Here is an 11614-nt window from a genome sequence, read left to right as displayed (position 1 = left end):
TAGACATACCGTTGAAATAAAAATAAGTGAAACTTATAATTGTAATATATTAAGTAACTATATTTATTATTTAGTGTGTAAGGTGTATTAGGGAGATTAAAAATGAAAGAAAAATTGAAGTTATTTGTTTGTATGTGTTTTAGTATTGTGTGCTTAGTTTCCGCATTAATTATTGAAGCAGCTCAAGTGCCATTAGATAGTGTTATCCGTACATCTCAAAAGGTTGCAGGCGATTGGTATGATGCTAGTGGTAATAAGGTATTGAGTATTTCCAATGGGTATATTAATGGCTGTCGTATTGTTGATGGTGCTGATTTTGTTGGTGGCTATCCTGGTGCAGGCGTTTTTATTATTCAAGAGGCTCAAGGTAGAAAAGCTATTCATTTACAATGGTTAGGTAATGGTGATCATAAAACCTTAATCATGAATAAAAAAGATCAACTAACCAATAAGTTACAAAAAGAGCATTATGAATCTGTTAATGGAGTTTATTTGGGGATGAATCGACAAGCAGTTATTGATTTACTAGGTACGCCAAGCTCCAGTGAAAAGATACATAGTCGTGAAACATTAAAATATTCAAATTTAGGACTTAAAGTAGTGACTGAGCATTATATGGTTACAGTTATTACTCTTACTGGTAAAAATGCTCATTTTGCAAAATCTGGATTGAGTATTGATTCATCAATGCTAGATTATTACAACTTCTATCAATTTAATAGAATGCCATCGGAGCTTTCAAAAGATAAATACCAAGGACCATTCTCCATTGGTCATGGTGAATATATATTCTTTGATGGTAACGAGGTTTCATTGACTGTTTATAATACATAATAATATAAGCTACAATTAGCAACGGGGCTGTGGTAAAACCACAGCCCCGTTGTATAGGATAACTAAAAAAGTCTTACAAAAAGCAAATAGCCCTCCGTTGCCTAGTGTAACTAGATAACTGAAAGGCCATTTCTTCATGTTTTTATGTAACTAGAGATGAGCCTGACGGTACGACTCGTCTGACTATCTTCTTATATTATAATAAGGTTATTATATATCGTCAAATTATGATGAACACGTGTATGGCATACAGTTTGATGATGTCGTTGTAAAATAAGAAAAACTCCTATTGGCTTTCACCGATAGGAGTTTTTGGTTTTATAATTGTAATTTTATAGTACTTTTAGGTCTATTATTAAGTCACAGATTATAACAAACTGATTATATTTCTTTTACATCATCAGGTATAGCCGGTGGAGCCGGTGGTTTACCCATGGATCGTTCAATGAACACCACAGCCACAAAGACGATGAGGCTGACGATGGAACCAAAGATGATGGACATGATGCCATATGGATTGCCAACGAATTCCCAGTATACGCCTGCGATGGAGCCGAGCACGATGGACCAAATGCCAGCGCCAGCTGTTGCATTTTTCCAAGTGAGACCAAGTAGGAATGCAGCGAATGGGCCAGCGGATCTCATTGTGAAAGCAAATACGAGCATTGGAATGATGGCTTTGCTTACAAGGGAGATAACGATAGCGATGATGCCAAGGAATAGCACGCATAGACGGCTATATCTAGTGAGCTGAGCATCGGTGAGGCTTTTACCAAAATGATGTTCCACAATATCCTTGGTAAATACAGTTGCGGCGCCTAAGAGGTCGCCTGCACCTGATGAAAGCGTAGCCGACACGACCGCAGCCATAACAAAGCCTGCCATAATTGGAGGCATGAGGTTAAGCGCTACCGTTGCCACCGTATTGTTCGCTTCGATATTCGGAAATTCAGCCAATGCTACGAGGCCTAAAATCGCAGGAACAAAGGCGAATAGAGCCATGATAATACCACAGATGATAGAGCCGAGAACGGCCGTTCTTTCATCCTTCGCAGCAAAGTACCGTTGAACGGATTCTTGGCCGGTGGAGAAGGTCATGAAGTACATAATGATGAGGCCAATGATGGTTTTCCAACCAACCTTCGTAAATCCTAATTGTTCAGGAGGCAATTTCGCCACTACCGATTCCCAGCCGCCCACATTGTGTAGTACGAATGGTACAGCGAGGGAGAAGCCCCCAACGAGGACGAAGAAATGGATAACGTCCGTCATCGTAACGCTCCACATACCGCCGGACATGGTATAAAGTACGAGTACCGTGCCGCAGATGAGGATGGCAATCTCTGTTGAAAGCCCTGTGAGAACGCTAATAATGGTTGCAGTTGCTGTAATCTGTACGCCTGCAAGTGTAATCGTTGCCAGCATGGACAGAATAGAAGTAATGAGATGGCTAGACGCGCCGAAACGACGGCCGATGATCTCTGGTACTGTTGTTGCCATGGCACGCCGTAAGAGCGGTGCAATCAACGCAACGAGGATAACACCAATCCCTGCAGATACTACGTACCAACCTGCAGATAAACCCCAAGAACCATATGCTTTTGCTGCTACACCTACGGTGCTCCCACCACCAATTTCCGTAGCTGCTAATGTGCCTGCCGTCATAAGAACCCCAATACGACGACCTGCGAGTAAATAGTCAGTACTATCTTTTACACGAATATGACAATATACGCCGACTAATAAATTCAGTAATAAATAGGCGCAAACAATAACCCAAATAATAGTTAAAGCCTCCATATGACACCTCCAAAACTTTAAACTTTAGAGTTACATACTAAATCACCCTTACTACTTGTGGTGCATATATCAAGTATAGTTTAATTATCCATAAAAACTGGGGAAATTACAAAGAGGAGTTTTATTGCTTGTTGGAGAAAATATATACATTGGGAATAAAAAAATCCCGTTATTAACGGGATTTTTGGAGCTTTAATAGCCCTTATTTGCCTTACAAGAAGCAAATAGCCCTCCGTTGCCTAGTGTAACTAGATAACTGAAAGGCCATTTCCTAATGTTTTACTGATTTAGAGATGAGCCTGACGGCACTATTCGTCTGACTATCTATTTATATTATAGTAAGGTTATGTTATATCGTCAAATTGAGATGAACCTCATATATTAAATAGAAACAAACCTCATGCATAGTGAAATATAAAGTTATAAATAATAGGCACGATCTTATTTGCATAGTATACTTATGCTAATAAGGTTGTGCTTATTTGTTTTATAAATATGAGAGACGCGAAGAAGAGAGGTTTTTATGTTACGTAAAAGTTTACTACTGATGACGGCGATAGCTGCTTTCACCATGAATGTAAGCGCTGTACAGATCGAAGTGCCGAAAGAACAGCCACCTGTGCCTGGGGCCGATGCGAGTATTCCTGCTAATGCGTATGAGAATTATCGGCATATTAATAAAGTTGCGGAGCAAGAAGCAGAGTTATATAGTCAATTTGCAAAATCGAATCCTAAAAATCCGCCATCTACGCCTGATAAGCTAAATCTGGAACATCCTGATTTTTCTAAGGCTTTGGAGCTTGCAGATTATTCTCAATCAACGGTTGTATTGATTCATGAAGGGGATAAGAATATCAGGCTATCTGTACCAAATGTCAGCTTTCGCGGTGATGTTGTAGAGATTCCATCTGGAAAAGAAGGTTCTTTTTTTGCTGTTAGAAGCTTGAGTGCGTTTTTAGTGGTAGGACCACCGCATGGCAAAGCACTTGATACATATTCTGAAAGTAAAGGAAAATATATGTATCCAGGTTTACGGAATACATCTTGGAAATTTATGTCGAACAATGCTCGTGTGATGTATACGGAATTCACACTGAATGATACAAAAAATGCCTATGGCATTACCTATGGTGGTTGGGTTAATACAGAAGATCCATATCAAGATCAAGCACCTGAAGTGGTGATGAGTAATTATATTATTCCATCCATAGAATCCTTAGCTGGATTAGATAGTTATAGCCAGATTGAGCATTGGGGGAACTTTCACTATCGCATTCCTAAGACGGCTAAGTTAGTCAGTGAAGCCGTAGAAAATGAGAGACATGAGGTGAGAACCTATGAGGATACAGGGGTTAAAATACGGGTAATACGTAGCGCAATCAGGAGTAAAGAGACAGATAACACGCTGATTAAGGTTCCAATAATATATTATTTACATAAATATAATGATTTGGAGACGCCTACACAGTACGCCGTAGTGTGGAATAACGGTATTCCTGGTTCTTTAGTTGATGCCTATAAGCCCAATCGTGAATCCTATCTTCGTCATGTTGTGAAAGATTCTATATACTATTACAGTTATCGTATTAATTATGATGAAAGTAAAACGTCTTATACACATAAACAGCTAAGAGATATGATTGAATATGTGGGATTTGATGATGCGGCAAGATTACGAAAAGAGCCACAATGGCGAGAGAAAGGGTCATATAAAGAGAGACTCGAAAATAGCCCAGTATTTATCCCTTGGTATATGGAATGGGTTAAACTGTTGACTCAATAAAAAACTTTGCTTTTTTTAGCTTGTATAATATTAGATAGAGAGAGGCAATGAGTAAACTCAAATACATTAAAATTATATTAGTGCTTTTGCTTAAATCTTATCTCATTTATCTATGGGTCAACTTTGTAGGGGCGTTTACTCATCTACTCTATAATATCTATGTATTGAAATTATATTCATTGGAGTATTTCTGCCTATTTCTATTCTTTCTCTTTGGGAATATATGCTGTATTCTGTGGCTCGTTTTATGGTGTAAGCGATTGTCGCCAGCTTTTAACAAGCCGAAAATATATTATAAGACTAAAGAATGGATACGATCTAAGAAAGAAGAAGCACCTATCTATAAGGTCCTATTTGGCAGTTTACTGCTTTTGCTAAAGTTATGTCTTGTAGTGTATATCTTAATTACAGCCTCCATTATTTTAAGTATTCCATTGGTAAACCTTTAGTATTCTTTCAAAAGTTAAATAAACTAAAAGCCGAGCTTTTAATCATTAGAATTAGCTCGGCTTTTATTGGTTTATTCATATATTTATATAATATGGTCTTTATTGTATCGTATATTAGTTTGCTCTATAATAGACTTAGGATAGTTAGACGAGGTTGGGCCTCTCTTCGTTTTTGAAGGGAGGGGTGCTTATGAGTGGGTATAAAATCATTATGGTTATCCTTGGGATTTTATCAGTCATGATATCCTTTGGAGCACTTGTGGCGCTTATTTGTCTAGAAATAGCAAAATAGCCCTTCGTTTCTCCGGAAATTAGATAAAACGAAAAGGCCATTTCTACATGTTTATATGTTACTAGAGATGAGCCTGACGCAACTACTCGTCTGACTATCTACCTATATTATAGGGGTAAAGATTTATATCGTCAAATTGAGATAAACTGGAGGTCCTTATGAAAGCATTTGAAACAAAGGATTATAAAGCTTTTGCTATGTTTGAGAATCGTTGGGCTCTTGTTACGGCTGGAACGCTTGATGATTTTAATACGTGTACAGTTAGCTGGGGCAGTATGGGCAACATATGGGGCCCTAATGGTGGCGATATATCCACGGTGACAGTGTACATTCATCCAGCGCGTTACACTCAAGAGTTTATGGCTAAATATGATACCTTTACAGTTAGTTTCTTCCCTGAAAGCTATCGCAAGGCTCTTGGTTATTTAGGTTCTCATTCTGGTCGCGACGAAAATAAGGTGGCAAATTCTGGCCTAATACCAGTTGCGGTAGGTGATGGGGTGACTTTCAAAGAAGCAGAGTTAACATTTGTATGTAAAAAGCTATATGAACACCAATTCGATGAAGCCCATTTGGCAGAAAAGGTAAAAGACTATTACGCATCTAATCCTGCTGTATATACACAAGCTGGGCATGATCGTTGGGAACCACATTATATGTACATTGGTGAAGTAGTTGATGCCATAGAGGACTAGTCTGTCCACATAACAAATGAAGACATACATACAATTCTTTGGGATACCGTGAATGCTGTATCTTAACTAAGTATATTTTAGTTTTCTAGTACTAAAAAAGTCGAGCTTCTATCGTTTAGTTGCTCGACTTTTGTTAGTTAATTTATATATTTGTATAATATAATGCTTATGAAAGCTATTTTATAATGGTGTTGATATAGATCGTCTATGCTTCTGGAAATAGAACGTGTTCTTGCATTTTAAAATTAGGATTATTGGTAGAATCAAAGAACTCAATCATATTCCGTAATTTTTGAACTTCCTCAGCACTTAAAAAACTTGGATAAAAGATAGTATAAGTAAAACTATATATGCCATCATAGGAGTTAAAGTTTAGAATGTGATCGTTCTTATTAGGTTCATAGCTGTGTATGGATAGACCAGGGATGTTATTGTTCCATACAACTGAGTAATTGATATAGTCTGATGCTGATGGATGGTAACGGTAAATATCCCAGAACGTATTTAAATCAGTTTTAAAATTGTAATGACCATTTATAACAAGTTCATGCGCATATGGGTTTTTAGGAACATTGTCAGTAGAAATAAAGAATGTTATGTCTCCTTTTTTGTAGTATCTAATATCTTGGTGGTCGGTGCCCTTACTTTCACCTTCGTATATGGCATCTTTTGGTACGCGGTATTGTACACCGTTTAAGCTTTCTATGCGTGAATATTGATTTAATTCATTTAGGTTTTGTACAGAGGGAAGCACATAATTAGCCAATAATTTATCTGTAGGAACCTTGTTCAGAACGGGGTTATTATCATAATAGACAAACCCTGCGTGATATAAAGGATAACGCATGTTATAGCCCTTAAATTTAAAATTAATCGTGTCGATGGTGAGCGTTGTTTTTTTACCGTTTTTAAGGTGTGGCATCTTCATGCTATCCCAAGTGCTGTAGGTAACAGTAGGATATGAAAATACAGTACCCTTTATATCAGAAATCTGTTTTGAGGACTTTCGTTTCGCATTGGCTTGCAAGAAATTACGGACGTCTTTGTCTGTTAGCTTTTCATAAGCTATTTTGGTGTTGCGCCAGTCGTAATCTTTAAAATCTGCGTAGTCAATTTCTAAATTGAGACTTCCGTTATCGGTTAACACTCGATAGTCCTCAATGGTTCGACTCGGATTTTTGTAACGCCCTATATGATAATCACTTTTTATACCCGCTACAGGGAATGAAAGCCGAATTTGGTTGTAATTATCGTGAATGGATATTATTGTATTATGGTAATGTTGACCGCGATATATAGAGGCTGCTTTAATATACTCAATTTCGTTTTTACTAATACCGTTAGCCTTGTCCGTTAACTTTAATGTTTTCACATAGTTTGCTACATCCTTTTCAATATCAGGGTTTGTGGCTTGGTAGTTTACGTAGGCATCCTTTGGAATCTTCGAATCTGCACCAGGAATATTAACATCGATGGCGCCTATTGGTGATAATATAGTGCTCATGATGAAAGCACACGCTAATAGTGGTAGTTTAGTCATGGTGGTATCTCCCGCTTACATTTTCGTATTTATTGGTATTGTAGTAATCTGTAGGTTATGTTATTAAGTATAATTATATAACTAAATGGCTATATTGATTCAAGTATTCATCAAAATATATCATAAAATCGATGAAAAATAAGTATACAAAAGCTAAGTGTAATGAATGGCTTATATAGTGACTTCTTTTGTTGATCAGCACTATAAATAGTGTAAATTGATAAAATTTTTATAAAATATAATCCCACAAAAACTGCAAAATCTGATATAATATTAGTATGAAAATCGATGTATGTAAGGACAAAAAAATGGTGTGTATGAAGTGATTTTCTGGCCTAGAAAATCACTATATCCTTAGTATTCAGTCGATATAATCGGAATGTTGTATATATGAAATGACTACGCAAATGCGTAGTTTTTATTATTTTTTGTTTGGTGTAGGTAGTCCCATGAGTGTAGTGAAGCCCTTATTATGGCTATTAGAACCGTATATCGTATACAAGGCCTATTTGTGGGGGGCCCGTTTCATGGCACAACCCTTCACGTGGGAAGGCGAATTAGATTGGTTTGCTTTTATGCTAACCCTATTGCTCGTCATTGATGTGGTGGCGTTGCCCTTGGTGATCTTCTATTGCCCTGGTTTGAATCCTGGGGTACGTGTTCCAGACTGGATTCGCCGTTTAGGAACGCCTATTTACACCGTCCATAATTGGCTTGATAGTAAAGTAGGTGGCGACACATCTACACCGATTGTATGGCTTCGTAAAGCTTTGCATTCCTTGCTTTTATTCATTTATTATTTAGTGCCATTTTATGTGGGGGGGCATCTCGTAATGGGCCTCGTAGTAGCGCTCATGTATGACGTCCTCGTCTGGGCGCATGGAGGTGTGTGATGACGACTTGTGAATGGCCGACGACGCCTTTATATCAGGATTACCACGATTACGAGTGGGGCCGACCAATTCATGATGACCAACATCAATTTGAACATCTTTGTCTTGAAAGTCTCCAATGTGGTCTCAGTTGGCTTACGATTTTGAATAAACGAAACATCATTCGAGAATGCTTTGATCATTTTGATATTGATGCGGTGGCTGCTTATGGTGAAAGCGATATTAAACGCATCATGCAGACGAAGGGGATGCTTAAGCATCGTCCTAAAATTGAAGCTATTATCAATAATGCTGCTGCTTTTAAACGTATTCAATCTGAATTTGGTTCGTTTTGTAACTATATTTGGGGATTTACCAATCATAAAACGATTATTTATGAAAATCATCCAGAAGGTCATTTTCCTACAAAGAATGGTTTATCTACGCGGATTAGTAAAGACTTAAAGCAGCGGGGCTTTAAGTTTGTAGGTCCTGTTACGATTTATTCGCATCTACAAGCTAGTGGCCTCATCAATGATCACGGTAAAGACTGCCCTTGCTTTAAGGAGATTAATAAAACAGCAGATATCGTACGGTTACCTGTAGACGATGAAGCATAAGGGAGATAAGTATAAATTAGTTAACAATAGTTTTTGTGCATACTTGTGTTTACATAATTGAATTTGTTGTTATGTGGAATTGGGTGTACACTAAAGTCGATGAGGCGATAGCGACTCATCTCATGTCGGCCCGCTTTATATATAAACACATATACTCTCTCTCTCCTAAGCGGGTCTATCATTAGTTCTCTCTCAACGCTATAAACTATACAGAGCCTCTATCTTTATTGGATAGAGGCTTTTTGCTGTATATAATGCTATAAGAGGAGCAATGCTGTATTATGGAGACCTATAGTAGCATTAATCAGGCTATATGTATGGGCCTAAAAAAAACTTTAATTAATCCATTTTCAACTATATATTTTATACCATATAAATTGATTTGTTTCGATATAGTTGTTATACTGAAGTAAATTGATAGTGTTACTTTCACAATTAAAGAAGGGAAATATATGATTGGTTTGGGAACGGCCATTAATGTTGGCCTCATTATAGCTGGCAGCCTATGTGGCCTCGCGTTTGGTCGCTTTATGAAAGAAAATTTAAAGCAAACGCTCATGATTGTGAGCGGTATTATCGTGCTTCTCCTCGGTATGAGCGGGGCCATGCAGTATATGCTCGTCATTGTCAATAGATCTCTACAAACAACGGGCCCTCTATTGATGATTATTAGCATGGTTGTAGGTGCCGTTATTGGCGAAATTATCGACCTTAATCATTGGATTACTGTATTTGGTGACTGGGTGAAAGCTCGCACTGGCAATGCGGGTGATCCAAAGTTTACGCACGCCTTTATCACGGCATCTTTGACGTTTACCGTAGGTGCTATGGGTGTACTTGGTTCCATTCAAGATGGCCTTACTGGAAATTATCAGACATTACTTTTAAAAGGCATCCTCGACGGCATCATCGTTATGGTTATGGTATCCTCTATGGGGAAAGGGGCGCTGTTCTCCTTTATTCCAGTAGGTATTACGCAATGGCTCATTACGGCTATGGCACATATTGCGGCGCCGTTGATGACACCTAGTGCTATCGATAATTTATCCTATGTCGGATCTATTCTAATTTTCTGCGTTGGTATCGACCTCATCTGGCCTGGTAAAGTACGTATTGCAAACCTTCTGCCAGCCATCTTCGTGGCAATGGGACTTACATTTTTGCTATAACTAGTATTATAAATAATACATAGATTTTTATAAGAGACCTATATTCTCTCAACCTTTAATATGTATTTTATACATGATACGGTCGAGGATGTAGGTCTTTTTACTTTTTAAAATTAATTTAGTTGAAGTGGGAATTAATGATAGTTTTAATTCAATTATGACGATAGGGTAAATTGATTATATTCCGAAATAGGTGGCCAATAGAGTCATCGCGAGTGTAGGATTTAGATAATGTTTTATAGAATCTTTTTACCAAAATTGTTTGTAGAATAATTTTAATTTTATGTATAGTTATTATTCAAGTATATGTTATTGAATTATACCTGTTAAACAGGTATAATCAAAGGAGAGATTCTATGATTATCGGATTTGTAGATTATCATTAATAGAGAGGAAATTAATATGGAAAAGTTTATTCCTACACCTACCATTAGTGAAATATTAAAAGAAGAGTTTATGGATCCATTAGGACTATCTGCATATCGATTGGCTAAGGATATACATGTGCCTGTTTCACGGATTCAAGAAATATTGAATGGTACACGATCTATTTCAGCAGATACATCGTTGCGTTTAGCGAAATACTTTGATGTTTCGGAAGGGTATTTCTTGCGTTTACAGATGGATGTTGATTTGCGTACAGCAAAACTTAGTGAGGGGATGGATGAAGTATTATCCTCTATTGCACATTGTGCTTCATTAGAACCCGTAGATTGTCAATAAGAGATTGATAGTTTTCGATGTATTTGGTACAATTATCTTAAATTAGTAAGTTGTTACAACAGTGAATATTGATATAAGGAGAACCTATGTTATTCGTTGAATATCCTAAATGCACAACATGCAAAAAAGCAAAGAAATTCTTAGATGATCATAACATTAAGTACACAGATCGTGACATCAAGTCCGAAAATCCTACAGCAGAGGAAATTGCTGCTTGGTATCCACAATCTGGCAAGGATTTGAAAGCATTCTTTAATACTTCTGGTATGATTTACCGTGAACAACAATTAAAGGATAAATTGCCGAACCTTAGTGAAGAAGAAAAACTAGCTTTATTAGCATCTAATGGCATGCTTGTAAAACGTCCTATCTTGGTTCTTGAAGACAAAGTACTCGTTGGATTTAAAGAAGCAGAATGGATTGAGGCGTTGAAGCTCTAATTTCATAACCTTGGGTCAAAGCCCCTATCTCTAAAAGCCTCCATAGCGAGCTAAGTCATTTTTAGAGATAGGGGCTTTTCCTTTTATATGAAATTAGGATCTTCAACTAGTGCCTATTAAAATGAGCTCCATAGCGAGCTAAGTCGTTTTTAGGGACTTGTTCTTTCTACGTTTTAATAAAGAAATTAGAGCTCACAACTAGGACCTTTTACCGGCTAAGCCATTTTTAAAGATAGGGGTTTTCATTTATTAAAAAATTTGATTTGTATATTTCTTTTATGTTTTGTATAATAATTACACCATAGCAATACCCCTATGGGTATTTTGGGTGTTAATAGTATTATTTATAGAAGTAAAAGGTATTTCCGGATTAAGTAAGGTTGGTATCTCATTTATA

10 protein-coding genes are annotated in these 11614 nt (G+C 37.2%); 8 read left to right on the top strand and 2 right to left on the bottom strand.

What is annotated here, in order from left to right:
• Nucleotides 1-102 precede the first annotated feature (102 nt).
• The gene (locus tag ACLRYO_RS05610) at nt 103-834 is read left to right on the top strand and encodes a hypothetical protein (protein WP_278618325.1); all 732 of its coding nucleotides are present in this window, start codon (nt 103-105) and stop codon (nt 832-834) included.
• Between the two features lie 381 nt (nt 835-1215).
• On the opposite strand, the gene ACLRYO_RS05605 is transcribed toward ACLRYO_RS05610, so the two are convergent.
• Nucleotides 1216-2634 carry a sodium:solute symporter family protein gene (locus ACLRYO_RS05605; protein WP_278618324.1) on the bottom strand — a complete coding sequence of 473 codons (1419 nt, stop codon included), beginning with the start codon at nt 2632-2634 and terminating at the stop codon, nt 1216-1218.
• A gap of 523 nt (nt 2635-3157) precedes the next feature.
• Between ACLRYO_RS05605 and ACLRYO_RS05600 the strand changes: the two genes are divergently transcribed.
• Nucleotides 3158-4417 (top strand): hypothetical protein, encoded by a 1260-nt coding sequence (locus ACLRYO_RS05600; protein WP_278618323.1) that lies wholly within the window; start codon nt 3158-3160, stop codon nt 4415-4417.
• An 899-nt stretch (nt 4418-5316) separates the two neighbouring features.
• Entirely contained in the window at nt 5317-5853 is a 537-nt protein-coding gene (locus tag ACLRYO_RS05595; protein ID WP_278457856.1) for a flavin reductase, read from the top strand.
• A gap of 205 nt (nt 5854-6058) precedes the next feature.
• On the opposite strand, the gene ACLRYO_RS05590 is transcribed toward ACLRYO_RS05595, so the two are convergent.
• Entirely contained in the window at nt 6059-7393 is a 1335-nt protein-coding gene (locus tag ACLRYO_RS05590; RefSeq protein WP_278457854.1) for a hypothetical protein, read from the bottom strand.
• Nucleotides 7394-7842: 449 nt separating this feature from the next.
• Here ACLRYO_RS05590 and ACLRYO_RS05585 point away from each other — a divergent pair, with 449 nt between their 5' ends.
• The 5 genes from ACLRYO_RS05585 to ACLRYO_RS05565 all read left to right on the top strand — a co-directional run bounded on the left by ACLRYO_RS05585 (nt 7843) and on the right by ACLRYO_RS05565 (nt 11217).
• Complete coding sequence (locus ACLRYO_RS05585; protein WP_174892421.1) at nt 7843-8286, top strand: hypothetical protein; 444 nt, start codon at nt 7843-7845, stop codon at nt 8284-8286.
• Nucleotides 8286-8885 carry a DNA-3-methyladenine glycosylase I gene (locus ACLRYO_RS05580; protein ID WP_227037227.1) on the top strand — a complete coding sequence of 200 codons (600 nt, stop codon included), beginning with the start codon at nt 8286-8288 and terminating at the stop codon, nt 8883-8885. Before ACLRYO_RS05585 ends, ACLRYO_RS05580 begins: the two co-directional genes overlap by 1 nt.
• A 452-nt stretch (nt 8886-9337) precedes the next feature.
• Nucleotides 9338-10054: a DUF554 domain-containing protein gene (locus tag ACLRYO_RS05575; RefSeq protein WP_227037228.1), complete on the top strand. Its 717-nt coding sequence runs from the start codon at nt 9338-9340 to the stop codon at nt 10052-10054.
• A gap of 402 nt (nt 10055-10456) precedes the next feature.
• Nucleotides 10457-10777 (top strand): HigA family addiction module antitoxin, encoded by a 321-nt coding sequence (locus ACLRYO_RS05570; protein ID WP_058948305.1) that lies wholly within the window; start codon nt 10457-10459, stop codon nt 10775-10777.
• An 86-nt stretch (nt 10778-10863) separates the two neighbouring features.
• Nucleotides 10864-11217, top strand: a complete 354-nt coding sequence (locus tag ACLRYO_RS05565) for a Spx/MgsR family RNA polymerase-binding regulatory protein (RefSeq protein ID WP_005384960.1) — start codon at nt 10864-10866, stop codon at nt 11215-11217.
• Nucleotides 11218-11614 lie beyond the last annotated feature (397 nt).

The organism is Veillonella parvula, from assembly GCF_047241225.1.
GTDB classification, from domain to species: domain Bacteria; phylum Bacillota; class Negativicutes; order Veillonellales; family Veillonellaceae; genus Veillonella; species Veillonella parvula_O.
Note: the sequence above shows the minus strand (reverse complement) of the source record. Positions and strands in the feature narration are given on the sequence as shown.

Coding starts and splice junctions, on each gene's coding strand:
- ACLRYO_RS05610 (WP_278618325.1), top strand. CDS start 103: ATGAAAGAAAAATTGAAGTTATTTGTTTGTATGTGTTTTAGTATTGTG.
- ACLRYO_RS05605 (WP_278618324.1), bottom strand. CDS start 2,634: ATGGAGGCTTTAACTATTATTTGGGTTATTGTTTGCGCCTATTTATTA.
- ACLRYO_RS05600 (WP_278618323.1), top strand. CDS start 3,158: ATGTTACGTAAAAGTTTACTACTGATGACGGCGATAGCTGCTTTCACC.
- ACLRYO_RS05595 (WP_278457856.1), top strand. CDS start 5,317: ATGAAAGCATTTGAAACAAAGGATTATAAAGCTTTTGCTATGTTTGAG.
- ACLRYO_RS05590 (WP_278457854.1), bottom strand. CDS start 7,393: ATGACTAAACTACCACTATTAGCGTGTGCTTTCATCATGAGCACTATA.
- ACLRYO_RS05585 (WP_174892421.1), top strand. CDS start 7,843: ATGAGTGTAGTGAAGCCCTTATTATGGCTATTAGAACCGTATATCGTA.
- ACLRYO_RS05580 (WP_227037227.1), top strand. CDS start 8,286: ATGACGACTTGTGAATGGCCGACGACGCCTTTATATCAGGATTACCAC.
- ACLRYO_RS05575 (WP_227037228.1), top strand. CDS start 9,338: ATGATTGGTTTGGGAACGGCCATTAATGTTGGCCTCATTATAGCTGGC.
- ACLRYO_RS05570 (WP_058948305.1), top strand. CDS start 10,457: ATGGAAAAGTTTATTCCTACACCTACCATTAGTGAAATATTAAAAGAA.
- ACLRYO_RS05565 (WP_005384960.1), top strand. CDS start 10,864: ATGTTATTCGTTGAATATCCTAAATGCACAACATGCAAAAAAGCAAAG.